Annotated in this window: 22 protein-coding genes and 1 pseudogene; 12 read left to right on the top strand and 11 right to left on the bottom strand. The window is 58.5% G+C overall.

What is annotated here, in order from left to right; genetic code table 11:
* Window positions 1-22 precede the first annotated feature (22 nt).
* Window positions 23-1015: pseudogene (ilvA, locus tag AC1MEW_RS18480) on the bottom strand (threonine ammonia-lyase, biosynthetic); the annotation flags it as partial.
* Window positions 1016-1360: 345 nt separating this feature from the next.
* Between ilvA and AC1MEW_RS18475 the strand changes: the two are divergent.
* The gene (locus tag AC1MEW_RS18475) at window positions 1361-1696 is read left to right on the top strand and encodes an ABA4-like family protein (protein WP_480423117.1); all 336 of its coding nucleotides are present in this window, start codon (window positions 1361-1363) and stop codon (window positions 1694-1696) included.
* Window positions 1697-1823: 127 nt separating this feature from the next.
* Here AC1MEW_RS18475 and AC1MEW_RS18470 read toward each other — a convergent pair whose 3' ends face one another.
* Window positions 1824-2747, bottom strand: a complete 924-nt coding sequence (locus AC1MEW_RS18470) for a magnesium transporter CorA family protein (protein ID WP_201256562.1) — start codon at window positions 2745-2747, stop codon at window positions 1824-1826.
* A gap of 7 nt (window positions 2748-2754) precedes the next feature.
* Window positions 2755-4329, bottom strand: a complete 1575-nt coding sequence (locus AC1MEW_RS18465; RefSeq protein ID WP_242486347.1) for a RimK family protein — start codon at window positions 4327-4329, stop codon at window positions 2755-2757.
* A 92-nt stretch (window positions 4330-4421) separates the two neighbouring features.
* Between AC1MEW_RS18465 and rimI the strand changes: the two genes are divergently transcribed.
* Window positions 4422-5519 (top strand): ribosomal protein S18-alanine N-acetyltransferase, encoded by a 1098-nt coding sequence (rimI, locus tag AC1MEW_RS18460; protein WP_322268689.1) that lies wholly within the window; start codon window positions 4422-4424, stop codon window positions 5517-5519.
* Between the two features lie 171 nt (window positions 5520-5690).
* On the opposite strand, the gene AC1MEW_RS18455 is transcribed toward rimI, so the two are convergent.
* Both AC1MEW_RS18455 and AC1MEW_RS18450 read right to left on the bottom strand, forming a co-directional pair.
* On the bottom strand, window positions 5691-6842 hold the full coding sequence (locus AC1MEW_RS18455; protein ID WP_480423115.1) for a PQQ-dependent sugar dehydrogenase: 1152 nt from the start codon (window positions 6840-6842) through the stop codon (window positions 5691-5693).
* 18 nt (window positions 6843-6860) lie between these two features.
* On the bottom strand, window positions 6861-7229 hold the full coding sequence (locus AC1MEW_RS18450) for a hypothetical protein (protein ID WP_480423114.1): 369 nt from the start codon (window positions 7227-7229) through the stop codon (window positions 6861-6863).
* 201 nt (window positions 7230-7430) lie between these two features.
* Between AC1MEW_RS18450 and ku the strand changes: the two genes are divergently transcribed.
* Entirely contained in the window at window positions 7431-8306 is an 876-nt protein-coding gene (ku, locus tag AC1MEW_RS18445) for a non-homologous end joining protein Ku (RefSeq protein ID WP_480423113.1), read from the top strand.
* Window positions 8307-8341: 35 nt separating this feature from the next.
* On the top strand, window positions 8342-10852 hold the full coding sequence (gene ligD, locus AC1MEW_RS18440; RefSeq protein ID WP_480423112.1) for a DNA ligase D: 2511 nt from the start codon (window positions 8342-8344) through the stop codon (window positions 10850-10852).
* 125 nt (window positions 10853-10977) lie between these two features.
* Here the strand turns inward: ligD and lpxO are convergent, their stop codons facing one another.
* Window positions 10978-11877 (bottom strand): lipid A hydroxylase LpxO, encoded by a 900-nt coding sequence (lpxO, locus tag AC1MEW_RS18435; RefSeq protein ID WP_201203342.1) that lies wholly within the window; start codon window positions 11875-11877, stop codon window positions 10978-10980.
* Between the two features lie 311 nt (window positions 11878-12188).
* Window positions 12189-12761: a TetR/AcrR family transcriptional regulator gene (locus AC1MEW_RS18430; protein WP_201256556.1), complete on the bottom strand. Its 573-nt coding sequence runs from the start codon at window positions 12759-12761 to the stop codon at window positions 12189-12191.
* 139 nt (window positions 12762-12900) lie between these two features.
* Here AC1MEW_RS18430 and AC1MEW_RS18425 point away from each other — a divergent pair, with 139 nt between their 5' ends.
* The 5 genes from AC1MEW_RS18425 to AC1MEW_RS18405 all read left to right on the top strand — a co-directional run bounded on the left by AC1MEW_RS18425 (window position 12901) and on the right by AC1MEW_RS18405 (window position 18926).
* Window positions 12901-13602, top strand: coding sequence for a glutathione S-transferase (locus AC1MEW_RS18425; protein ID WP_201256555.1), 702 nt, complete (start codon window positions 12901-12903; stop codon window positions 13600-13602).
* A gap of 231 nt (window positions 13603-13833) precedes the next feature.
* Window positions 13834-14052 (top strand): hypothetical protein, encoded by a 219-nt coding sequence (locus AC1MEW_RS18420; RefSeq protein ID WP_201256554.1) that lies wholly within the window; start codon window positions 13834-13836, stop codon window positions 14050-14052.
* Window positions 14053-15241: 1189 nt separating this feature from the next.
* Window positions 15242-15820 (top strand): tyrosine-type recombinase/integrase, encoded by a 579-nt coding sequence (locus AC1MEW_RS18415; protein ID WP_480423111.1) that lies wholly within the window; start codon window positions 15242-15244, stop codon window positions 15818-15820.
* A gap of 70 nt (window positions 15821-15890) precedes the next feature.
* On the top strand, window positions 15891-17480 hold the full coding sequence (locus AC1MEW_RS18410; RefSeq protein ID WP_201203338.1) for an ABC-F family ATPase: 1590 nt from the start codon (window positions 15891-15893) through the stop codon (window positions 17478-17480).
* Between the two features lie 258 nt (window positions 17481-17738).
* Window positions 17739-18926, top strand: a complete 1188-nt coding sequence (locus AC1MEW_RS18405; RefSeq protein WP_480423110.1) for an MFS transporter — start codon at window positions 17739-17741, stop codon at window positions 18924-18926.
* A 126-nt stretch (window positions 18927-19052) separates the two neighbouring features.
* Here AC1MEW_RS18405 and AC1MEW_RS18400 read toward each other — a convergent pair whose 3' ends face one another.
* Together AC1MEW_RS18400 and AC1MEW_RS18395 are read right to left on the bottom strand one after the other, a co-directional pair.
* Entirely contained in the window at window positions 19053-20090 is a 1038-nt protein-coding gene (locus AC1MEW_RS18400) for an alpha/beta hydrolase family protein (protein WP_480423108.1), read from the bottom strand.
* Window positions 20091-20367: 277 nt separating this feature from the next.
* Window positions 20368-20979: an FMN-dependent NADH-azoreductase gene (locus AC1MEW_RS18395; RefSeq protein WP_322268712.1), complete on the bottom strand. Its 612-nt coding sequence runs from the start codon at window positions 20977-20979 to the stop codon at window positions 20368-20370.
* A gap of 131 nt (window positions 20980-21110) precedes the next feature.
* Here AC1MEW_RS18395 and AC1MEW_RS18390 point away from each other — a divergent pair, with 131 nt between their 5' ends.
* Together AC1MEW_RS18390 and AC1MEW_RS18385 are read left to right on the top strand one after the other, a co-directional pair.
* Window positions 21111-22019, top strand: coding sequence for a LysR substrate-binding domain-containing protein (locus AC1MEW_RS18390; protein WP_201203332.1), 909 nt, complete (start codon window positions 21111-21113; stop codon window positions 22017-22019).
* Complete coding sequence (locus AC1MEW_RS18385; protein ID WP_322268714.1) at window positions 22016-22375, top strand: MmcQ/YjbR family DNA-binding protein; 360 nt, start codon at window positions 22016-22018, stop codon at window positions 22373-22375. The genes AC1MEW_RS18390 and AC1MEW_RS18385 overlap by 4 nt, the downstream gene beginning before the upstream one ends.
* Here the strand turns inward: AC1MEW_RS18385 and AC1MEW_RS18380 are convergent.
* Window positions 22372-22800: a DUF1294 domain-containing protein gene (locus AC1MEW_RS18380; RefSeq protein WP_322268715.1), complete on the bottom strand. Its 429-nt coding sequence runs from the start codon at window positions 22798-22800 to the stop codon at window positions 22372-22374. The genes AC1MEW_RS18385 and AC1MEW_RS18380 overlap by 4 nt on opposite strands.
* Complete coding sequence (locus tag AC1MEW_RS18375; RefSeq protein WP_201197558.1) at window positions 22797-23627, bottom strand: undecaprenyl-diphosphate phosphatase; 831 nt, start codon at window positions 23625-23627, stop codon at window positions 22797-22799. Before AC1MEW_RS18375 ends, AC1MEW_RS18380 begins: the two co-directional genes overlap by 4 nt.
* A gap of 290 nt (window positions 23628-23917) precedes the next feature.
* Here AC1MEW_RS18375 and AC1MEW_RS18370 point away from each other — a divergent pair, with 290 nt between their 5' ends.
* Window positions 23918-25552: a methyl-accepting chemotaxis protein gene (locus AC1MEW_RS18370; protein ID WP_323570437.1), complete on the top strand. Its 1635-nt coding sequence runs from the start codon at window positions 23918-23920 to the stop codon at window positions 25550-25552.
* Window positions 25553-25801: the final 249 nt, after the last annotated feature.

The following is a 25801-nucleotide window of genomic DNA, read 5'->3' as shown; positions in this document are numbered from 1 at the left end:
ACGCCGGGGTGCCGCAGACAGCGGCGCGCTCGGCGACGTGACGCAAGCTGTCGAAGTTGATGTTGGCGCCCGAGTCGATGGCCACAAAGGTCTGCCCTCGTACGCCGGTCTGGGCCACGTACTTCTTGATCCCGGCCACGGCCAATGCGCCGGAGGGTTCGGTGATCGAGCGCGTGTCGTCGTAGATGTTCTTGATTGCCGCGCAAAGTTCGTCGTTGCTGACGGTGATGACTTCGTCGACACAAAACCGGCAAACCTCGTAACCATAAGCGCCAATCTGCGCCACCGCCACGCCGTCGGCGAAGGTGCCGACGTTGGGCAGGACCACCCGTTCACCGGCCTGCAACGCAGCCTGCAAGCACGCGGAATGTTCCGACTCTACGCCGATGATCCGCACTTCTGGCCGCAGGTATTTCACGTACGCGGCGATGCCGGCGATCAACCCACCGCCGCCCACCGGGACGAAGATCGCGTCCAGCGGACCTTGATGCTGGCGCAGGATCTCCATGGCGACGGTGCCCTGCCCGGCAATCACATCTGGATCGTCGAACGGCGAGACAAAGGTGCGACCGGTTTGCTGCGCCAGGTTCAGGGCGTATTCCAACGCGAACGGAAAGCTCTCGCCATGCAGCACCCCGTCGGCACCTCGGCTACGCACCCCGAGCACCTTTAGCTCCGGCGTCGTGCACGGCATGACGATGGTCGCGGCAATCCCCAACTGACGGGCCGCGTGCGCCACGCCTTGGGCATGGTTGCCGGCTGAAGCGGTGATTACGCCACGAGCCTTTTGCTCATCGCTGAGCTGCACCAGTTTGTTGTAGGCGCCGCGGATCTTGAAGGAAAAGGTCGGTTGCAGGTCTTCACGCTTGAGCAGGATCTGGTTGCCCAACGCCTCGGACAGCGCTGGCGCCGGTTGCAATGGCGTGCGCACCGCCAGCTCATACACCGGCGCGGCGAGGATCTTTTTCACGTAGTGCTCAAGCAAGCTCTGCTGGGCGGTGGTGGTGCTGTTCATGCTCATCTCCTGTTGTTCCCGCCCGGCGTAGGAGCTGCCGAAGGCTGCGATCTTTTGATCTTCAAAAGCAAAAGATCGCAGCCTTCGGCAGCTCCTACGCCGGACGTGTTCCGGTTCAAGACCCAGGAGACAGAAAGTAAAAACCCGCCTCTAGGGCGGGTTGGGTGCTGCAGTCGTGAGCTAGCCCGCCAAATAAGGAATGGCGGTAATAATGCTTGGCTGGCAGCGCAATACGGTGGAAGTCATGGATTGAAATTAGCCGGGCGCTGATGGCAAGTCAATGGCCAATTTTGTTGAGCCTCTGTAGGCTGGCCATTCTGCTCATTGTCCCCAAGGAAGGAAACCATGAAGTCTGTCGCCCTGCCCCTGATCACCCTGATTGCGTTTGCTGGCTACACCGTTTCGGTGATGCTGTCGGCGGAACAGTCGTTGATTGATTTTGGTATCAGCCTGATGTCGCGGCCGGATACGGCGCAGGTGGTGATTGATTTGTATTTGCTGGCGACGTTGGCTGGGGTTTGGATGTACAGGGATGCGCGTCAGCGTGGGTGGTCTGCGTTGTCCGTGATTCCGTATCTTTTGCTCACGGCCATTTTTGTGTCGATTGGGCCGTTGTTGTATTTGGTGGTTCGGGGGCTGCAGGGTCGCAAGGACTCGGTCAGATCAGCTCAAGAGGTCTGATCAAGGATTTGCTGTGTTGTTGAAATTGCCTTCGCGAGCAAGCCCGCTCCCACAGGAGATTTGTGGCGTTCACAGGTCCCCTGTGGGAGCGGGCTTGCTCGCGAAGGCGGCCTGATAGCCAACACAATTATTTGGCCAACCGCCGGAGCCCAAGCACCATCACCCCCGCCCCCAACATCATCGCCGTCAGAAACAGTGGATACGAAACCCACCACGGCGTCCCGGACGTCATCATGCTGAACTCGGACATGCCGCCAATGCTCGCAATCAGGTTCAACGGCAAAAACACCACGTTGATCAACGTCAGTTTGCGCAGCAGGTTGTTCATGCTGTTGTTCATCAGGTTGCCCCGGGCGTCGATCAGCCCGGAGAACACCGTGGAATAGATTTCCGCCTGTTTGTAGCACTGGTTGTTTTCGATGATCAGGTCGTCGATCAGGCTGATGGACTCGGCGCTGAAGTGCTCCTTTTCCGCATGGTTGCGCAGCCGGGTCAGCACCGCGCCGTTGCTGTGGATGGCGTTGATGTAATAGATCAGGCTTTCGCTGAGATTGAACATCTGGATCAGGTGCTGGTTTTCCATCGATGCATTGAATTTCTGCTGCAACTCCCGGGCAACCAACTTGATCACCTTGAGGTGGCCCAGGTAGTGATGGATGTTGTTGAACAGTAAATCCAGCAACACATCCAGCGGCGTATTCAGCCGTTGGCGGGTGCCGAGCCCGTGCAGCGGCGAGTCATCGGTGGCGATCACCAGCAGGCTGCGCGGCGAAAACAGCAAGCCGCAGGACGACACCTCAAAGGCCAGGCTGCCTGCACCGGAATAGTTTTCCGGGCGCTTCCAGATCAGGAACAGATTGTCGGGGTGAAACTCGATGCGCGACACCTCGTCAGGGTCCAGGGCCGAGGCCAGGGCGTGTTCATCGAGCTTGAAATGGCTGTGCAGCAGATCTCGCTCGGCGGCATCGGGGTTGCTGAACAACATCACTTCGGCGTCCAGCCGTTCGACTGCATGCAGGGCGCCGTGGGTCAGTTGAAAGCTTTTGATCATCGGCCTCTCACCAGGCCTGGCCGCGGCGCTTGAGCTCCAGGCGACGGACGAACTCTTCCAGCACCAGCGAGTACAAATCGTCCTGCAAGTAAGCGTCTTCGATGCCGGCGTCCATGTTCGGGTTGTCGTTGACCTCGATCACCACCACTTTGTCGCCGGACTGCTTGAGGTCGACGCCGTAGAGGCCGTCGCCGATCAGGTTGGCGGTCTTCACTGCCAGTTCCACCACCGCGCGCGGCGCTTCGTGGACCGCCAGGGTGCGGCATTCGCCGTTGATGTCCGAGCCCTTGGCCTTGTGGTTGTAGATCTGCCAATGGCCCTTGGACATGAAGTACTGGCAGGCAAAGATCGGTTTGCGATTGAGCACGCCGATGCGCCAGTCGTACTCGGTGTAGAAAAACTCCTGGGCCAGCAACAGTACCGAGTGTTCGAACAGTTCGGCGGTGGCTTCGAGCAAGGCTTGCTGGCTCTCGACCTTGATCACGCCCCGGGAGAAGCAGCCGTCAGGAATCTTCAACACCAGTGGAAAGCCCAAGCGCTCGCCGACTCGCTCGAAGTCTTCCGGTCGTTCCTTGTAGAGGATTTCGGTGGCGGGCATGCCCAATTGATGGCTTTTGAGAAGATCGGTCAAGTAGACCTTGTTGGTGCAGCGCAGGATCGATGCGGGGTCGTCCATCACCACCAGCCCTTCGCTCTCGGCTTTCTTGGCGAAGCGGTAGGTATGGTTGTCGACGCTTGTAGTCTCGCGGATCAGCAACCCGTCGTATTCAGCGATACGGGCGTAGTCCTTGCGCTCGATCAACTCGACGTCGATACCCAGGGTTTTGCCGACCCGAACGAAATTATCCAGGGCTTTGGCGTTGGACGGCGGCAATGCTTCTTGCGGATCATGCAGGATCGCCAGGTCATAACGGGCCAAGCGCCGGGAGCGCGGCACGCGCCAGATCTTGCGACTGAAACTGTCCAGAGAGTTGGCGAACTGATCTTCCTGATCTTCGCGCAACTTGTGCAAGGCACCGGACTTTATACCTTCGATGTGCCAACCGTTAGTTCTTCTAAACTCAACTAGCAATATCGGACACGGAAAGACTTCAAATAACTGCCGCGCCAGATCCTGCAATGGCTCGATATTAGTCTTGCCAAAATAAAGGGTTAGCGTAAAGCCTTCGGTGTCGCTGTAAAGATGATTGCTGAGGGCTTTTTCCAGCGGTTTATCCAGATCATCGAGAGCCAGACCGTAAAGCGATTTACGGGTCAGTTCGCTGATGGTCCGCACCGACGGAATAACCTTGTGCCCCCGGGCCTCGGCCAGCAGCGAGCAGTAATAACCGTGCCCCAGGTACTTGTAGCTGCGGCACAGGTTGATCACCTGGACCCGTTTGCCCTGCTCGTTGTCACGGGTTTGTTCCAGGTATTCCTGGGCCGTGACGATGTCTTCGCTGGGAAAGTAGGACGCCCAGTCTTCCTTGCGTTCGACGATGATAATCAACTGACTTGAAGTTCTGATCGCGTCATTTAAATAAGTTGCCGCCGGCAAAGTTTGCTCGGATACTTCGCGCCAATGACCTTGTACCGCTGACATAGTGATTGATCCGTTGGAGAACAAGACCTTTCCTATTAAGCACGAACTTTTTTGAAAGTCCCGTTTCGTTACGCAACTTTTACGGTGGTCATATGAATCCTGTCTTTCGCTTGGCGGTAGTTGAAGACTTACCGGCGTTGCTGAAACTCGAAGAGCAATGCTTCACCACGGATCGGCTCACCAGTCGCAGCTTTCAGTGGATGATCACTCGCGCTCATGGACAGCTGCTGGTCGCCCAACACGGGGAACAACTGGTCGGCTACGCGGTGGTGCTGTTCCACCGAGGCACGTCTCTGGCGCGACTCTATTCGATTGCCATTGCCTCAGATGCCCGCGGCAATGGCTTGGGTAAACAGTTGCTGGAGCGGATCGAGGCCTGTGCCCTTGAACACGATTGCGCCTACCTGCGGCTTGAAGTGCGCACCGACAACCCGGCGGCGATTGCCTTGTATGAGCGCAACGGTTACAGGCGGTTTGCGCTGATTCATGACTACTACGAGGACCACGCCGACGCATTGCGCCTGGAGAAACGCATCCTCCAGCACCGCGACTCGCGCAATATCCAGGTGCCGTGGTACCGCCAGACCACCGACTTCACATGCGGCCCGGCCTGTTTGCTGATGGCGATGGGCGCGTTGCAACAGGGTCGGTTGCTAGAGCGCCGCGAAGAACTGCAAATCTGGCGCGAGGCGACCACGGTGTTCATGACCTCGGGCCACGGCGGTTGCAGCCCGCAGGGGCTGGCGTTGGCGGCATGGCGACGCGGGTTTCGTGTGCGGCTGCAACTGAGCATGGCCGGGCCGTTGTTTCTCGACGGGGTGCGCGATGAGCATAAAAAGGACGTAATGCGGTTAGTGCATGAAGAGTTCACTGCGCAGCTGCAGGATACCGATGTGGAACGGGAGGTTGGCGGGCCGCTGGATCTGCCGCAGTTGCTGGACGCTGGCGGGCAGCCGCTGGTGTTGATCAGTAGCTATCGGCTGACGCGCTCCAAGGCGCCGCATTGGGTGATGGTCACCGATTGCGACGAGGAGTTTGTGTACCTGCATGATCCGGATGTGGACCACAGCCAGCATCGCCAGCCGATGGATTGCCAGCATTTGCCGGTGAGTCATGGGGAGTTTGAGAAGATGTGCAGTTTTGGGCGGGGCAAACTTCGGGCGGCGGTGATTCTCTATCGCCGGCAGTGATCAAGTGCAGAGTGAATTATGTGGTGAGGGGGCTTGCCCCCGTTCGACTGCGCAGCAGCCGCCTGCGGTGTACCTGACTTTCACAAGTGTGATGGTTTCAGGGCTGCTTCGCAGCCCAACGGGGGCAAGCCCCCTCGCCACAGGGTTTTGTGTTTAACATCAGAGCGATGGTTACTTCAGTCCGACCTTGTACAACGCTCCATCCGCTTCATCCGTCAGCACATACAAATACCCATCCGGCCCCTGCCTCACGTCGCGGATCCGCGCCTTGAGCTCTCCCATCAAACGCTCTTCATGCACCACTTTGTCCCCATCGAACTGCAATCGGATGAGTTCCTGGCTCGCCAGCGCGCCGATAAACACGTTGTGCTGCCAAGGCTTGAAGCGATCAGCGTCATAGAACGCCATGCCGCTGATGGCGGGCGAAACCTCCCAAACGTGGTGCGGCGGCACGGTGCCTTCGACCGTCTTGCCCTTGGACTCCGGAATCGGCTCACCTGAATAGTTGACGCCGTTGGTTGCCAACGGCCAGCCGTAGTTCTTGCCACGCTCGATCACGTTGATTTCGTCGCCACCTTTGGAACCGTGCTCGTTTTCCCACAGCGTGCCGTTCCAGGGGTTGATCGCCGCGCCCTGCGGATTGCGATGGCCGTAGGACCAGATCTCCGGACGCACGCCGTCCTGACCGACAAAAGGATTGTCATCCGGCACCTTGCCGTCCGGGTAGATCCGCACGACTTTGCCCTGCAGCTTGTCGAGGTCCTGGGCGGTCATGCGGTCGTTGTTTTCGCCCAGGGTGATGAACAGATACCCGTCACGGTCGAACACCAGCCGCGAACCGAAGTGGTTGCCGACTGAGAGTTTCGGCTCCTGGCGGAAGATTACCTTGAAGTCCTTGAGGGTCGTCAGGTCGTCGGACAAACGTCCGCGGCCGACCGCGGTCCCGGCCTTGTCGCCCTCACCGCCACCCTCGGCGTAGGACAGATAAACCAGGCGATCCTGCTTGAAGTCCGGTGACAGCACCACATCGAGCAAACCGCCCTGCCCCTTGGCCCAGACCTTGGGCACACCACTGATCGGTGCTGAGCTTTTGCCATCGATGGTGACTACACGCAGGTTGCCGGGACGTTCGGTCACCAGCATGCCTTGCCGATCAGGGAGAAACGCCAAGGCCCACGGATGTTCCAGGCCTTTGGTAATCGGCGTGACTTCGAGGGTGCCTTGTTCGCTTTTCAGTTCCTGGGTGGGTGCCGCGAATACGGGCGCGGCGGCGGTGATCAGTACGCTGGCGCAAAAGGTGGCCAGGAGAGTTTTACGCAACATGCACGATTCCTTTTGTCGTTAACGGCATTGTCGTTTGAATGGCTGACAGAACCTCAGTCCTGTCGTTGAACGGTTGCTGCTGTCCGAGTCTCGTGGCGGTGGGTTTGGAATGAATTTCGGTGGCGCGCTTGGCGCTGTTTTGTCCTGGGGATAGCGGTTACCGATGCCGCCGTTTTCCACGGTCGGCGGACGCGGAACCGGCGCGAAAGTCGGCTGCCGAGTGGCCGGGGCATTTGGTTGCGTGCCCTGCATGCTGTTGGGGTTGGCCCGGTGAATCGGGCTGTCGTAGGGATTGCTGCTGCTGCCGGTCGGGCTCTGGGCCTGGGCCACCTGGCCGAGCAAGCCGCTCAAGGCCAACACCGTGCAACCGAGCACAAATCTGTTCATGGGAGCCTCTCAACGTACGTGTGAATAGAGCCTTCGATACCACGCTACGCCCGAGGTTCGGATTTGTTAACTGAAAGCACCTTCACAGATGTAACACCCGTTTACCGCACCGCTGATCCCCCCGCAGGGCTGGGGCTCACGCCGCTGAAACTTTTGCGCGGGGCCACAGGTCACCTGATCATCACTTGCGAGTAGACGACGATGGCCCGGGCAATCTGGAAAGGCGCAATCAGTTTCGGCTTGGTACACATCCCCGTGGCGCTGGTGTCGGCCACCTCGTCCCAAGGCGTGGATTTCGACTGGCTCGACAGCCGCAGCATGGACCCGGTGGGCTACAAACGCGTCAACAAGGTCACCGGCAAGGAAGTCTCCAAGGAACACATTGTCAAAGGCGTCGCCTACGAAAAGGGCCGTTACGTGGTGCTCAGCGAAGAGGAAATCCGCTCGGCGCACCCGATGTCGACCCAGACCATCGACATCTTTGCCTTTGTCGACAGCGAACAAATCCCGTTGCAAAACATCGACACACCCTACTACCTGGCCCCGGACAAACGCGGCGGCAAGGTCTATGCGCTGTTGCGCGAAACCCTGAGCAAAACCAACAAAGTCGCCCTCGCCCACGTCGTGCTGCACACCCGCCAGCACCTGGCAGCGCTAATGCCGCTGGAGTCGGCCATGGTGCTGGTGATGCTGCGCTGGCCGGCGCAAGTGCGCAGCCTGGATGAGTTGGCGCTGGGCAGTGAAGTGACCAAACCCGAACTGGCCAAGGGCGAACTGGAGATGGCCAAGCGTCTGGTCGAGGACATGAGCGCCGACTGGAAACCCGAGGATTACCACGACAGTTTCGAAGACAAGATCATGGCACTGGTGGAGAAGAAGGCCCATGAAGGCAAGATCGAAGATGTCGAGAGCACCAGCGGTGAAGAAGAACGTAAGACCGCCGATGTTATCGACCTGACCGAACTGCTCAAACGCAGCCTCGGCGGCAAGGCGACCAGTAAACCGGCAGCCAAGCCGCGCAAAGCCGCCGCCAAACCGGCTCCGGCGAAAAAAGCCACGAAGAGCTCTCGCGGCTGACGGCCCGTGACGCTCGCAGCACAAGGTAGTCCGCCATGGCTAAATCGGTGAGTGAATACACGCGTAAACGTAACTTCGAGATCACCTCGGAGCCGCCCGAATCAGCGCCTGCCAAGCGCGGCAAAAAAGCACCCTCGGCCCTGCGTTTCGTGATCCAGAAACACGCTGCGCGTAACCTGCATTACGATTTTCGCCTGGAGCTCGACGGTACTCTGAAGAGCTGGGCGGTACCCAAAGGCCCAAGCCTCGACCCGGCGCAAAAGCGCCTAGCGGTACACGTCGAAGACCATCCCATCAGCTACGGCACCTTCGAGGGCAGTATTCCCGAGGGGCAGTACGGCGCCGGGGATGTGATTGTCTGGGACCATGGCGTCTGGCAACCGATTGGCGACCCGCAAGAAACCTACAAGGCCGGCAAACTCAAATTCACCTTGATAGGCGAAAAACTGTCCGGTGACTGGGCGCTAGTTCGCACTCACCTGCGCGGCAGCGGCGACAAAGAGCAATGGCTGCTGATCAAGGAGCGGGACCAGCAGGCGCGCCCGGCAAGTGAGTTTGATGTGGTCGCCGAGTTGCCCAAAAGCGTGTTGAGCGATGCCACCATTGGCGACAAAAACACCAAGAAAGCCGTGAAAAAAACCAAGGCGATCAAGCCCAAACCGACCGCGCTTCCCGAACAACTCGCCCCACAACTGGCCACGCTGGTAGACAAAGTCCCGGCGGGCGACTGGCGCTATGAAATCAAGTTCGACGGCTACCGAATCCTCGCTCGCATCGACAACGGCGAGGTGCGGCTGCTGACCCGCAATGGCCACGATTGGACCGCAAAACTGCCGTTGCAAGCCAAGGCTTTGGCCGAGATGAAGCTCGACGGCAGTTGGCTCGATGGCGAAGTGGTGGTGCTGAACGACAAAGGTTTTCCGGACTTCCAGGGGCTGCAAAACGCCTTTGAGATCGGCCGCTCCGTGGACATCATTTATTTCGTGTTCGACGCGCCGTTCCTCCACGATGCCGATCAACGCGAGTTACCGGTGGAAGATCGTCGTGCCGCGCTGCAAAAAGTCCTTGGGCGCAAGTCTCGGCAGATCGTGCGCTTTTCCGAGGCCTTCACGGCGAACCATCAAGACATCGTCGAAAGCGCCTGTGCATTGTCGCTGGAAGGCGTCATCGGCAAGCGCGCCGGCAGCCCTTATGTGTCGAGGCGCAGCCCGGACTGGATCAAACTCAAATGCCGTTTGCGCCAGGAATTTGTGATCATTGGCTATACGCAACCACAGGGTTCGCGCAGTGGTTTCGGTGCTTTGCTGCTGGGCGTTTACCACGATAAAGAGCTGGTTTACGCCGGACGTGTCGGCACCGGGTTCAATCAGGCCAACCTGAAGCTGTTTCATGGGCAATTGCAGAAAATCGAACGCAAAACTTCACCGTTGGCCAAATCATTGACCGCCGCTCAGGCCAGGGGCGTTCACTGGGTCGAGCCGACGCGGGTGTGCGAAGCCGAATTTGCCGAGTGGACCCGTGAAGGTGCGGTGCGCCAAGCCACTTTCATTGCCATGCGTACCGATAAGCCGGCGACAGAGATTGTTCGTGAGCAGCCACAATCCCCAAAGGCGACCAAACCCGCGAACGAAAAGCAAACCCGTAGCGCGGACAGCAGCGTCGCCGGGGTCAAGATCACTCACCCCGACCGTGTGATCGACAAGGACAGCGGCACCCGAAAACTGGAACTGGTGCAGTTCTACGAGCGCATCAGCGACTGGATTTTGCCGTTCCTGCGCAATCGGCCGGTGTCCCTGTTGCGGGCACCGGAGGGTGTTGACGGCGAACAGTTCTTCCAGAAACACGCTGAGCGCCTGGCCATTCCCAACATCAAGCATCTCGATCCGGAACTTGACCCGGGCCACGCGCGGCTGATGGAAATTGACACCACCGCGGCACTGATCGGGGCCGCACAAATGGGTGCAATCGAGTTGCATACCTGGGGCGCCACCACTGACCGGATCGAAACCCCGGACCTGTTTATTCTCGACCTTGACCCCGACCCGGCGTTGCCGTGGAAAAGCATGGTCGAAGCGACTCAGTTGACCCTGTCGGTGCTCGATGAGCTGGGGCTGGAGGCGTTTCTGAAAACCAGTGGCGGCAAAGGCATGCACATTGTCGTGCCGCTGGCGCGCAAGGAAGATTGGGAGACGGTCAAGGCCTTCGCCAAAGCCATCGCTCAGTTCATGGCGCAACAGTTGCCGGAACGGATCACCGCGACCATGGGCCCGAAAAACCGGATCGGCAAGATCTTCGTCGATTACCTGCGCAATACCCGAGGCGCCAGCACGGTGACGGCATATTCGGTACGGGCGCGGCCAGGGTTGCCGGTGTCGGTACCGATTGCGCGGGATGAGTTAACGAGCCTGCACGGTTCGCAGGAATGGACCGTGGCAAATTTGCTGGAGCGGTTGGAGGGGTTGAAAGGTGATCCGTGGGCGGGGTATGCCAATCGGCAGAGGATTACGGCGAAGATGTGGAAGCAGTTGGGCAGCAAGAAACCTTAAGTATTGTGTTGAATGTTATGGCCCCACCGCGAGCAAGCTCGCTCCCACAGGGAATTTGTGTACGCCACCGATCCAATGTGGGAGCGAGCTTGCTCACGATGGGGCCTGCCGCCCCGCTACAAAAATCAGATCAGAACGAAAACCGCCAATAACCCACCAAAAATCGCCCACTTCTCCAGGTAGTAACGCGTGCGGTTTTGCTTTTTCAGCTCCTTGCCCCGCAAACGAACCTTGTAGATTTTGGTGAACAAGCGGTTGATTGCCCCCGTTTTGTCGCCCGCATCGTTCGGCGCGCCCGCCGCGGCCATGACATTACGACTGAACCAACCGTTGAGCACCGCCGCCCAGCGGTACTTCATCGGCCGCTCGACGTCGCAGAACAGGATGATGCGGTTCTGGTCGGTGGTGTTTTCGGCGTAGTGAATGAACGTTTCGTCGAACATCACCGCCTCCCCATCACGCCAGTGGTAGTTCTGGCCGTCAACGTTGATGTAGCAACCGGCATCGTTCGGAGTTTCCAGGCCCAGGTGATAGCGATAGGAGCCGGCATACGGGTCGCGGTGACGCACCAGTTTGGAACCCGGCGGCAGTTCGGCGAACATCGCCGCTTTGATCGAACCGATGCTTTGCACCAGCTCGGTGGTGCGCGGGCAGAGCTTTTGCGCCGAAGGATGGCTGTCGCCGTACCACTTCAAGTAGAAACGCTTCCAGCCGCTCTTGAAGAATGAGTTGAAACCGACGTCGTCATATTGGTTCGAGCGCTTGATCTCCCCGGCCTTGAGCAGGTTTTGGCCTTCGGCGCGGATGACTTCCCAGTTCGCCTGCAATGGGCTCAGGTCCGGAAAGTCCGCCGGGTTGAGGTATGGCTTGCTCGGGGTTTTGGAGAACATATAAAGGAAGCAATTGATCGGCGCCAGAAACGTCGAGTGGTCGCTTAATTGGCGGCCCAGTTTGTGGCGCACGCGACCGCGCAGGTGAACATACGCGATGGAGACAACATAAATGGCGGCAATGATGAGTTTCACGGCATTCGTCACACGTCAGAATTGAACAATCTGCCCCTTGCCGGCCAAGCGGTCTGGGCAGTGTCTGAAAACGAAACAGCGGTCCCTGTGGCACGTCCTTGAGCCCTTGCCTTCATTGGCAATGGGTTGATAGATGGCATTTTAGCCACTGTCTGTAACAAATAGTTAGCATCCAACTGTGAAAATGTGTCCGCTGATACTGCCAAAGTGCCCGAGGTCGCCGACAACGTGCGCGGAGCCCTGGACACCTTCGACAAGAATGAAGGGGTCATCAAGGTGACACAGACGTGATCGCTACCGGCCATGGCGCGTCAGGCCTGTAGTGTCGGAATCAGTCCCGCTTCCCGGTAGCTGAGGATCAGATCGTCAAACAGGCCAATATCGAGCCGGGTCCGCGCAATCAATTGAGCCCCGGCAACGGCGGTGTAAATAGCGCGGGCACGTCGGCCACAGCTTTCTGCGCTGCCCGTTCCGGCGTCAGCCAGCACCTGCGCCAGCCAAGCCACATTGGCGTCTGCAAACGCCTTGACCTCGCGCTGGACCTCCTCGGGCAAGTCTTCGTATTCCGCTGCCATGAAGCTGGACAGACAAAGCCTGTTGCCGTCTTCTAACGATGTTCGAAAGATTGACGGGTAGAGTTCCAGGCAACGAATCGGATCGGCGTTCAATTCGCGTATCGCTTCCAAAACGCTAGCGGTGTCCTGCCAGTAACGTGCAGCGACTGCGGCACCAAGGTCGGCCTTGCTCGCAAAGTGGTAGTAGATGCTCGCGTTCTTGATTCCCACCGCATCACCGATGCTTCGAAAATTGATGCCGTTGTATCCGTGCCTCTGCGCTGCCGTTTTCGCAGCCGCCAAGATGGCTTCCCGCGCGTTTTCGCTCAAGTTCAATTCCCCAGCTTATCCAGTCGATGAGGCGAATTCTACTCGCAGCGCCACCAACCTGCCAACTGGAAGGTAGGGATTGACACCGTGCGGAAATGCGCCCAACGTTTACCTACCAACTGATAGGCAGGTAAAAACCATGACCTCTTCAAAATCGCAGTTCGAAACATCTACGCTTCCTATGATGAAAATCCACGACTGGTTCGATGGCCCCTACCCCGCTCGCGTGCGCATCGCATTGGCGGAAAAGGGTCTGCTTTCTCGAATCGAATTTGTATCGGTCAACCTGTGGACAGGCGAGCACAAGAAACCCGAGTTTCTGGCCATCAACTACTCCGGAACGCTACCCGTGCTGGAGTTGAATGACGGCACGCTCATAGCGGAGTGCACGGCTATTACTCAATACCTGGACGCATTGGATGGCAATCCCACCCTTAGCGGGCAAACGCCTGTAGAGAAAGGCCTCATCCACATGATGACCAAGCGTGCCGAAATCGAGTTTCTTGACTCGGTCAGCGCGTACTTTCATCACGCCACTCCGGGGCTTGGTCCGCAGGTCGAGCTCTATCAAAACCCCGAATGGGGCGGCCGCATGCGCGACAAGGCGGTCAGAGGCATGCACTATTTCGACAGCGTTCTCAAAAATCAGCCGTTCGTTGCGGGTGACAAGTTCTCCATGGCCGATATCGCGGTCCTGGGCGGCATGATTTTCGCCTCGCTGGTCAAAATCCCCGTGCCCGATGAATGTGAAGCGTTGCGGGCATGGCACGCAAAGATGCAGGAAAGGCCGAGCGTCCAGGAATGGCGAGCGATGGTGCAGCGTGGCGCACCTCAGCGTTGAGGGAAACGTGCTTCTGTCATCCCGGCTCCGGGATGGCGGATGCAGTTGCGCGACGAACTTATAAGGCGCTTCGACTGCCGGCCATCAGCGCTAGCAGCCCGACCAGCTTCTGCGCCGGGTTCATGCACCCCGCGCGTCTCGGTTGCAGTTATCACTTCTCTCCAGACAAAAAAATACCCGCACTCGGCGGGACCAATGGTTAAGCTTTGAACTCCATGCATGGAGGCATTTATGAAGTACACAACGATTCTTTTGATTGCCGCTTTGATCGGCGGCTGCTCCTCATACAGCGAGCGCGGCACCGGTGAAGGCGGAAGGGAAATCAACAACAAGGGCTACACCGTCCGCTGTGATGCGACACCAGCCAATCAGCCAGGCTGCTACACGCCCCCTCCGTCGTGGTCCTGGTGGCCTTCAAACAACATCAAATTTAAATTAGGGGCAAACTGAATCAGCTCCGCACCCTGCCCGTCAGGACCTCTCGCTGAGCAAAATAAAATAGCCGCTTGAGCATTTATTTTTAGAAAAATTGCCGAATTTGGATCACTGCCTACCCACTATTACCAGTAGAGCCAGCAATGTCGCTGGTTCTATTGATCATAGGAAACCAATATGGAAACCATTCAGTACATCTGCCTTTACGCAATGACCATCACCATCATGTTCCACGGCTAGCGTTAACTGGCGAGCCCATCGCGGCTCGCCTTCTCTCTCCCCCTTGATCACTCATCGCCCGGGCATGACCCGGCACAGGACGGCCCATGTGATACCGAGCCATCACTGCGATGTAGCTGGCACTACGGCGGGTCGAAATAAGAAGCCCACCTATTACGAAGTTATTGGTTTACCAGAGCGACTCGGCAAGCGGTTAGATTGCTCTTTAGTGACACGATGCAATAAAGAAACGTTGTAGTCGTAGGTCGATATCAACGGCACGGGTCCCTCGTGCCGAGCCATCTCAAGCCATTGCCTTGCTCGTTCAACGTCAAAGAATTCGTTCTTGAACTTCATCTTCGCAACAAGGTTCGCAGAGACCCTAAAGTGTCCACACCCAGCCGAGCATCTGATCTCTGACCAGCTACCAGTGATGTGGGCGGTTTTAGAGGCAGCCTGGCAAATTAAGCATTGCATGTTCGATCTCCTTTTCGATGACCTAACTACTGTAGCCGATCACCGGCCAAGGCTCTTCCCATGCCCAAGGAAAACGAAATCACTGATCCGCGGAAGATTGAGCGGTAGACCATCACGAATCTAGTCATCACCGGCGCGCCACTGCTCGAGCAGATCACCGTAATCCTCGAGGACTTGGGCGGCGCGACAGCCCTACCGGGTCCAACCCGAACTACCAAACGGACCAGGTTCGGCTGGTCGGCAACAGCGCCTGCCCTGACGAAGCGCAAGCCTGGGTTCGGGTAAACGCTGCTGACATCACCGACCTTTACCAGCGTCTTGGGGAGTACGCGCAGGCGTGGTGTTGAGCGAAAGGGAGATTGAGGAAGGTACGCACTTCAATTACAAGAGCGCGCTGAACCTGTGCTGGATGCCGCACCTAGCACTGACTGCCTGAGCACGATCATCACAATGATGCTTCGCAGGATCATCGGCGAAATTGACTGGCCTTCACCAGGTGTGAGGCGCAATGCCATGGTCAGGCTTGGCACCATTGATCGATGATGCTGCGCGTGAGGAGCTCATCGTAAAGCTGGATCTACGCGGCCTTTTTGAGTTTGCGTTCTTCACCGGCATGCGCCCCCAGGAAATTATTGCGCTGCGCTGGGATGCCGTGGATTTGGAGAAGCGCCAGGCGCACGTCTGCCGCGCCGTAGCCCAAGGGGTGATCAAAGAGCGCACCAAAACGAAGAAGAATCGGCATGTCCTGCTCAATGGTCGTGCATTACACGTCCTTGAATTCGCGGCTCAGTACGTGAAACGGCGCAAAGTCGGGACCGGTTCTATCAAGGAATTCCCCTACGTTTTCCCGCCCTCCAAGATGAGCCAGTGCATCCGACAGACCTCAGACCTGCACAAACGCCTTAGAAAGGCTGGAGACACGTTATCGGCCGCCGTACAACTGCCGCCATACTTATGCGACAATATGCATAATGTCTGGCATGAATCCCGCCTTTATTGCCCAACAGCTTGGACACAGCGTCCAGATGCTGCTCTCGACTTATGCGCGCTGGTTGAACTCAAGCGGCGACTGGGGAGAGATGGATAAACTCCAAAATGCCCCAGGAATGGCCCAAGCGCCAAATGCGCGGCCCGCAACCCATTGATAGGTAAAGTAATTGATCTCCACAGCTAACATCACGATGCAGTTCGGCGCCAAGCCGTTATTCGAGAACGTTTCGGTTAAATTCGCAGCGGGTAACCGCTACGGCCTGATCGGCGCCAACGGTTGCGGCAAGTCGACCTTCATGAAAATCCTCGGTAACGATCTCGAGCCGTCCGGCGGCCAGGTCATGCTCGAGCCGAACGTGCGTCTGGGTAAATTGCGCCAGGACCAGTTCGCCTACGAAGAGTTCACCGTTATCGACACCGTGATCATGGGTCACGAAGAGTTGTGGAAGGTCAAGGCCGAGCGCGATCGCATCTACTCGCTGCCGGAAATGACCGAAGCAGACGGCATGGCTGTAGCCGAGCTGGAAACCGAGTTCGCCGAAATGGACGGCTACACCGCCGAATCCCGTGCCGGTGAACTGTTGCTGGGCCTGGGTATCGGCATCGAGCAGCACTTCGGCCCGATGAGCGAGGTTTCCCCAGGCTGGAAACTGCGCGTATTGCTGGCTCAGGCGCTGTTCTCCGATCCTGAAGTGCTGTTGCTCGACGAACCGACCAACCACTTGGACATCAACACCATCCGCTGGCTGGAAAACATTCTGACCCAGCGCTCCAGCCTGATGATCATCATCTCTCACGACCGTCACTTCCTGAACAGCGTGTGCACCCACATGGCTGACCTGGATTACGGCGAGCTGCGCCTGTTCCCGGGCAACTACGACGAGTACATGACCGTGGCGACCCAGTCCCGCGAGCAACTGCTGTCGGACAACGCCAAGAAGAAAGCGCAGATTTCCGAGCTGCAATCGTTCGTCAGCCGCTTCTCGGCCAACGCCTCGAAAGCCAAGCAAGCGACCTCCCGCGCCAAGGCGATCGACAAGATCCAACTGGCCGAGGTCAAGCCTTCGAGCCGTGTGAGCCCGTTCATCCGTTTCGAACAAACCAAGAAGCTGCACCGTCAAGCGGTCATCGTCGAGCGCATGGCCAAAGGCTTCGACGGCAAGCCGCTGTTCAAGGACTTCAGCTTCGTTGTTGAAGCCGGCGAGCGCGTGGCGATCATTGGCCCGAACGGTATCGGCAAAACCACCCTGCTGCGCACCCTGGTCAATGAACTGACCCCGGATGCCGGTACTGTGAAGTGGACCGACGCCGCCGAACTGGGCTACTACGCCCAGGACCACGCGCACGACTTCGAAGACGACTGCAACCTGTTCGACTGGATGGGCCAATGGACCCAGGGCGGCGAGCAAATCGTTCGCGGCACCCTCGGCCGCATGCTGTTCTCCAACGACGAGATTCTGAAGTCGGTCAAGGTTATTTCCGGTGGTGAGCAAGGTCGCATGCTGTTCGGCAAGCTGATCCTGCAAAAGCCGAACGTGCTGATCATGGACGAACCGACCAACCACTTGGACATGGAATCCATCGAGGCGCTGAACCTGGCGCTGGAGAACTACCCGGGCACGCTGATCTTCGTCAGCCACGACCGTGAGTTCGTATCGTCCCTGGCCACCCGCATTATCGAGTTGAGCCCTAGTGGCGTGATCGACTTTAGCGGCACGTACGATGACTACCTGCGTAGTCAGGGCGTCGTGTTCTAAAAGCAGCTATTAGTTTCAAGCTGCAAGTAAAAGCCCTGTCCTGGTGACGGGGCTTTTTGCATTTCAATGTTGGGTACATTGTGGTGCAGAAACCTTCGCGGGCAAGCCTCGCTCCTACGGGTATGCACGTCCCCTGTAGGAGCGAGGCTTGCCCGCGAAGAGGCCCTCAAACCCAACGAACATAGTTAGCCTGCTTCCTTTTATTTCCCGCCCAAGCCATCATGCAGTTCTCCTACCGCCGCCCGCGAACGAGCCCTCATGTCTGCGCAGCAACTACCCCCGCAAAGCTCCATGGCGATCACCCTGCAGATCGTCTCCATCGTCTTCTATACCTTTATTGCCTTCCTCTGCATCGGCCTGCCGATTGCGGTGTTGCCGGGGTATGTCCATGAACAGCTGGGTTTCAGCGCGATCATCGCGGGGCTGACCATCGGCTGCCAATACCTGGCCACCTTGCTCAGCCGCCCGATGGCCGGGCGCATGTCGGACAACATTGGCACCAAGCGGGCAATTGTTTACGGCTTGTCGGGGATTGTGTTGAGTGGCGTGCTGACATTGATTTCAACGTTGCTGCAAAGCGTCCCGCTATTGAGTCTGATGATCCTGATCACCGGCCGGCTACTGTTGGGGATTGCCCAAGGTTTGATCGGCGTCGGCACCATCAGTTGGTGCATGGGCCAGGTCGGCGCCGAGCACACGGCGCGCTCGATTTCCTGGAACGGTATCGCGTCCTACGGTGCCATCGCCATTGGTGCGCCGCTGGGGGTGGTGATGGTTGCCGAGTATGGGTTCGCCAGCCTCGGGATTGTCCTGTCGACGCTGGCCCTCGGGGCGCTGTTGCTGATTCGCAACAAGCCGTCAGTGCCGGTGATTCGCGGCGAGCGGCTGCCATTCTGGGCGGTGTTCGGGCGCATTGCTCCATTCGGTGCGAGCCTGAGCCTGGCGTCCATCGGCTACGGCACCCTGACCACTTTTATTACCCTGTATTACCTCAACCGTGGCTGGACCGGCGCCGCGTATTGCCTGACGGTGTTCGGGGTCTGTTTCATTCTGTCGCGGCTGTTATTCATCTCGGCCATCAGCCGTTTCGGCGGTTTCACCTCGGCCATTGCCTGCATGACCATCGAAACCGTCGGGCTGATCATGCTTTGGATGGCGCCGTCCACCGGTTACGCGCTGATCGGCGCCGGGTTGACCGGGTTTGGTTTGTCGCTGGTGTATCCGGCATTGGGAGTCGAGGCGATCAAGCAGGTGCCCAACTCCAGTCGCGGCGCGGGGCTAAGTGCTTATGCAGTGTTTTTTGACCTGGCGCTGGCGATTGCCGGACCGTTGATGGGTGCGGTGGCGTTGAACCTGGGGTATTCGTGGATTTTCTTCAGTGCGGCGTTGTTGTCGGTGACCGGGCTTGGTTTGACGCTGCTCCTGAAACGCCGTGCAACGACCTGACAACAGACCCCACTGTGGGAGCGAGCTTGCTCGCGATGGCGGCTGGACATTCAACAAATTAGTCAACTGTCAGACCACTATCGCGAGCAAGCTCGCTCCCACAGGGGTTATGCAGCGTTCAATACATTATTGATCAGCCGTCTGCATCCCCGCCCGCGTCGGTTTGGCCAAGGCATGTGAAAAGAAACGTCCGGCTTCAGAGACCAGGTTGCGGTGAATGTCTTCGCGATCAACGCCGTCGGCATCGGTGCACAGCGCCGGCATGGCGATGATCTGTTCCTCGTTGCAAGGCGCCATGAACACGAAGTGCCCAGCGCCTGCCAGCAACTTGAAGTCCGGCGCGATCGGCAGTTTGCGCGCCAACGCGGCGGCGTTCTTGTCGAAAGCCACCAGTTTGTCGCCATCACCGCTATAAAGCAGCACCGGCACATGCACGTCGGCCAGGGTATGCCGGCCGAATTTGAGACTCAGGGGCGCCATCAGCAGTAAGGCATGTACGCGCGGGTCGGCCACTGGCACCAAATCATCACGATCCACAATCAGCTCGCCCTGGGTGTTGCACGCATCGCGGTCATCCGGGCGTTGCTGGCAATAGCGCCGCAGCCGATCCAGGTCAGGTGTGGCGCCGGACAGAATCAACGCGGTTTCACCGCCCGCCGAGTAGCCGATAACACCCACCTGATCGGCGTCGACAAAAGGCGCCAGCATCGGGTCACCCAACGTGGCAGTAATCGCTTCGGAAATTTGCAGCGGCCGCCCATAAAGGTTGCTCAGCGTGCCGAGACGGCTGTGATCCTTGGAGTTGTCGCCAGGATGGATCACCGCCACCACTACGAAACCCTTGCGGGCCAGCGAAGTGGCGAGGTCGTGCAAGGCCAGCGGGGTGCCGACGTTGCCATGGGACAGCATCAGCATCGGGAAGCGCCCGATGGCGACTTTGGTATCTGCACCGGCCTCGACGGTATAGCCCTCGAGTTTGCTGGTGTGCGCCTGTTCGCTGGACGGGTAAAAAGCGATGGCGCGCATCGGTTGCAGATCCAGCGGATCGAGGAACGTCATCTCGTGATAGCCGACGCTCGAATATAGATTCGGCGCAGGCCTGGCTTGCACCGTATTCAGGCTGCTGAGTACGCAAATCAGTAACGTTGCACAGAGACGCACCATGGGATGCCCCACCTTTGTTACTTGACTGAAAAGCCCGAAGTGCTCCGAGTGGCGGAGTACGCGGCCTTGTGCCAGTGTTTGCGGCCACTAAGGTCGTTGCAGAACGGGGACGTTAACCCTCGACTGCATAACCTGGGCCAGAACATGAAAAATCGTTAAAAACAAAAAACTCTGTAACTGATCGTTACCATGATCAGAATACAGAGTTTTTCAGATGATGCCCGAGCTGTTTAGTATTCTTTACGCAATGCTTACGAAAGAACCTTAAGAAAGAATCTTAGGCCGCGGCAAACAGTTGCTCGCTGATTTGCGTGTGCGCGTCGCTCATGGCTTTGGTTCTCACTTCATCACCGTAGGCCAGGCCGTGGGCGCGGACGAATTCGATGTCGGTGATGCCCAGGAAACCGAACAGCACTTTCAAGTAGTCTTCGTGAGCGACGCCAGTCGCTTGACCAACGTGCATGCCGCCGGAGGTCGAAACGATTACGACTTTCTTGCCACCGCACAGGCCTTCAGGGCCGGCTTCGGTGTAGCGGAATGTCTGGCCGGCAACGGCGATGCGGTCGATCCAGGCCTTGAGTTGGGTCGGGATGGTGAAGTTGTACATCGGGGCGGCGATAACCACAGCATCCGCGGCAAGGAACTCGGCCAGGGTCGAAGCGCTCAGTTCTGCTTCGTGCTGTTGCGCGGCGTTGCGCAGTTCTGCGGTAGTGCCAGCAGCGACCAAAGTAGTCGAAGAGAAATGGCTGATGGCATCGGCAGCCAGGTCACGGTAAGTCACGACGGCCGAAGTATCAGCGGCTTGCCAGGCTTTAACCACTTCGCCACTCAGCTGACGGGAAGCCGAGTTGTCACCCAAAATGCTCGAATCGATATGCAACAGTTTCATAAGTGATCTCCAGGTGAGGATCGCCACCGGGCGATCTGATGGAGAGGATGCTACAGATGAATCTAATAGCTGATTAGCCCGCAACAATGCGATAGTTCGTCCCACTGATAGAACAGTCGAGTCTCAAACCCATGCAAGACCTTAATGACCTCTACTATTTTGCCAAGGTGGTCGAAGCGGGTGGCTTCGCGGCGGCCGGGCGGTTGCTGGGGATTCCCAAGTCGCGACTGTCGCGGCGCATCGCCGAACTGGAAGAACGCCTGGGCGCGCGCCTGCTACAGCGCACCACCCGGCAACTGAAGTTGACCGCCGTGGGCGAGCGTTACCTGCGTCACTGTCAGGCGATGTTGTTGGAGGCCGAGATGGCCGACGAAGCGGTGGCCAGCATGTCCAGCGAACCCCGGGGGCGACTGCGGGTGTCCTGCCCGGTGGGTTTGGCCAATCAAATGTTGCCGACGGTCATCAGCGACTTCCTGGAGAAGTACCCGCAGGTCCAGCTGGAGGTCATGCTGGTCAACCGTCGGGTGGATCTGGTCACTGAAGGTGTCGATGTCGCCCTGCGCGTCCGCGAGCTGGGGGATGAAGATCCGTTGCTGGTCACCCGGCGTCTGCGTCAGGCGCAGACGCTCATGGTCGCCAGCCCTGCCTTCCTGCACGGCCGCGAGATCAATCACCCGGAAGACCTCAAGGGCTTGCCGGTGCTCGGCGCCCTTGAACCCGACCGCATGGTGCATATCCGCATGCTCGATCAACAGGGCAAAAGCTGCGACCTGGCACTGGAAGCACGGCTGGGCATTGACGACTTTATCGTGCGCAGGGCCTGCGCCCTCGCCGGCCAGGGTTTTACGATTCTGCCAATGATGTATTGCGAGTCAGAGCTGGCGGACGGCTCACTGATCCAGTTGCTGCCCGACTGGTCAATGCCTGGCGGCTGGCTGCAAGCGGTCTACCCTCATCGGCGCGGGGTGATGCCGGCTGTACGTGCCTGGCTCGACCATTTGATCGAATCATTCAATGCCTGTGGGGACCGTTTGATATGAAGGCTGGACGCATGAGCGAAGCGGATGTCGCACAGTTTTGCCTGACGCTGCCCGGTGCGCGGGAGGATTACAAATGGGGCGGTGTGCGGGTGTTTTCGATTGCCGGCAACAAGATGTTCGCGTTGCAGAACCTGCGGGGCGATTCCCTGGCGTTCAAGGTCGACAAGGATTTGTTTCTCGGTCATTGCGACCGACCGGGCATTCACCCGGCGCCGTACCTGGCCCGGGCGCAATGGATCATCATGCAGACGCCCTACCCGCTAGGCGCCGAAGAACTGCAAGGCTTGTTGCAACGATCCCACCAATTAGTGGTGAGCAAGTTGCCCAAGCGCACACAGGTAGGACTGCTGCTCTAGAAGAGCGCGAAAAGGTGTGCCCCAAGGAACAACTGGTCGATCCAGAACACCTGATGCAGCAGCACGATCAGCCAGAACACCAGTTGAAACGAGACCTTGCGGGTCTTGTGCCTGAACACCTGCTGAGCCAACAAAGCGCCGGGCCAGCCACCTGCCAGTTCCACTGCGTGCAAGATGTTTTCCGGCGTGCGCCAGGTATCGGCACGAGCCTTGCGCTTGTCGCCCCAGTACAGGAAAAACGCCAGCACGCTGACCACGCCGTAACCCGCCAAGGGAATCACCGAAACGCCGCGCAGCCATAACGACAACGCGCCATACAGCGGCAGCGCACAAAGAGCGGCGAACACCAGCAATTTCAAGCCTAGATGCTGGACCCCGCCCCCGGACTTGCGGCCGGGGTTGTTCCGCGCGCCGGAGTCGTTCATGGCTTGGCGGCAGCCCAATCGATCCAGCCAAACTGCCAGGTCGCCAGGATCACCAGGCCAAACGCAATCCGATACCAGGCAAACGCCGCATAGCTATGAGTGGCAATGAACTTGAGCAGCGCCTTGACCGCGATCATCGCGAAGATGAACGCGGTGATGAAGCCGACGGCGAATACCGGAAAGTCTGCCGGCACGAACAAATGGCGATACTTGAAGCCCGAATAAACCGCCGCGGCGACCATGGTTGGCATGGCCAGGAAGAATGAGAACTCGGTCGCGGTTTTACGCGACAGCCCGAACAACAGGCCGCCAATGATTGTCGAGCCGGAGCGGGATGTCCCCGGGATCATCGCCAGGCACTGGGCGAAACCGACTTTCAGCGCGTCCTGCCAGGTGATGTCGTCGACCGTTTCGGCATGCACTTCGTGCTGACGCTTCTCGGCCCACAACATGATGATCCCGCCGACGACCAACGCCGCCGCCACCGTGATCGGGTTGAACAGGTATTCGTGAATCAAATCGGAAAAAATCACCCCCAGCACCACCGCCGGCATGAAGGCGATCAACAGGTTGGCGGTAAAGCGACGCGCACTCGGCTGGGTCGGGAGGCCAGTGACCACGTCGAGGATTTTGCGGCGAAACTCCCAGACCACGGCCAGAATCGCGCCTAACTGGATAATGATGTTGAATGCAATGGCGCGCTCACCACCGAAGTTGAGCAAGTCCGCAACAATGATCTGGTGTCCGGTACTCGAAATGGGCAAAAACTCCGTCAGCCCTTCTACAACTCCAAGAATCAGCGCCTGAAAGGCGGTCCAAAGGTCCATCAATCCCCCAAAGGCGTTGCATCTAGGCACGCCCCGTTAATATTTTTAATACGTCACTGCGCTCAGCGTAGCTGAAGTTTCGTGCACACAGGATCCCTACGAAACGGTAAAAATTCCGTGAAAAATCAACTTGGATTCAGGTTTTTCCGTGCGAGGCCGAAATCCTATCAGAGATGCCTGATTAACGCCGTCGCGTAATTGGACTTGCGTCGCATAGCCCCAACCGGCAAAGCGTGGTTGGATGCTGGCGACCGTTTATTACAAGAAAAAGAATCCGGAGTGACAGCGTTATGAACAGCTTGCGCAGTGTGTCGATCAGCCGACGCTTGTGGCTCATCTTGATCGTGGCCATCGTGATGTTACTGACGCTGGGCGTGTTGATGCTCAAACAGATCCACGATGACCTGTACGACGGCAAAGCGCAGAAAACCCAGCATGTGGTGCAGACCGCCAGTGGCATTCTGAACTATTACCACGACCTGGAAACCGCCGGCACCCTCACCCGCGAAGCTGCGCAAAAACAGGCGCTGACCGTGGTTCGCGGACTGCGCTACGACCAGAACGACTACTTCTGGATCAACGACCTGACGCCGGTGATGATCATGCACCCGGCCAACCCGAAACTTGAAGGCCAGAACCTTTCGACGATCCGCGACCCGGATGGTTTTGCGCTGTTCAACGAAATGGTCGCCATCGCCAAGGCCAAGGGTGCCGGCATGGTCGATTACCGTTGGCCGAAACCGGGCGCCAGTGCGCCGGTAGAAAAAACCTCCTACGTCAAACTGTTCGAGCCTTGGGGCTGGGTGATCGGCTCGGGCGTGTACATCGATGACATGCAAGCCGAGTTCTACGGCCAGGTCTGGGAAGCGTCGTTTATCGGCGTGGCAATTGCCCTGATCATGGCGCTGCTGGTGATCATGATTGCCCGCAGCATCGTGCGTCCGCTGCAAGAAACGGTGAACGCCATGGCCAACATTGCCAGCGGCGAAAGCGACCTGACCCGCAGCCTCGACACTCACGGCCAGGACGAAGTCACGCAACTGGCGCGGCACTTCAACGCCTTCACCGCCAAGCTGCGCCAGGTGATCAGCCAGTTGCAGGTCTCTGCCAGCGCCTTGGGCCAGTCTTCCAGCGATATGGGTAACGACGCCGCGCAAGCTCAGCAACGCAGTCAGCAGCAGTCCCAGCAAATGGAACTGGTGGCAACCGCGATCAATGAAGTGACCTACGGCGTGCAGGATGTGGCCAAGAACGCTGAACATGCAGCCAGCGAAATGCGCGACGCCGAGTCTCAGGCGCAGCAAGGCCAGGTCAACATCGATGGCAGCTTGCAGCAGATTGATAAACTCTCCAGCACCATTGATCAGGCGGTCGAAGTGATTCGCACCCTCGCCGCCGAAAGCACGCAGATTGGCAGCGTGCTGGAAGTGATCCGCTCGATTGCCGAACAAACCAACCTGCTGGCACTCAACGCCGCCATCGAAGCCGCCCGGGCCGGCGAGCAAGGTCGTGGGTTTGCGGTGGTGGCCGATGAGGTGCGTCTGCTGGCTCAGCGCACCCAGAAGTCCACGGCGGAGATCCAGTCGATGATCGAACGCCTGCAAAATCACTCCGAAGCAGCGGTCAAGGTGATCGGCGACAGCAGCCGGGCGTCGCAACTGACCATCGAACAGGCGGGGCTGGCCGGTGCGAGCCTGAGCGCTATCGGCCAGGCTCTGCGCAACCTCAACGGGCTGAACGCGTCGATTGCCAGCGCCACCCTGCAACAGGCCCATGTGGTGGAAGACATCAACCAGAACGTCACCCAGGCGGCCGGGCTGTCCCACAGCACGGCACTGGCGGCGGAGCAGTCGAGTTTGGCCAGTGTTCACCTGAAGGAATTGAGCGAGCAGTTGAACGGGTTGCTCAAACAGTTTCGCGTCTAGGCAACACCACTCACTGTGGCGAGGGGGCTTGCCCCCGTCCGGCTGCGCAGCAGTCGCCAAACCCTACAACCGAGGTGTGCCTGATACATCGCAGTTGCAGGGCTTGGGAGCGCTACGCACTCCAACGGGGGCAAGCCCCCTCACCACAAAAGTCCGCTCCGGCACTCCCGTAGGAGCCGCCGAAGGCTGCGATCTTTTGATCTTCCCGCTACAATCCGCCCCCTCTTCGATTTCCCCCAAGGAACCTCC

The sequence above is a fragment of the Pseudomonas sp. ASL4 genome, from assembly GCF_056680395.1.
This window is presented reverse-complemented; position numbering and strand designations above follow the sequence as displayed.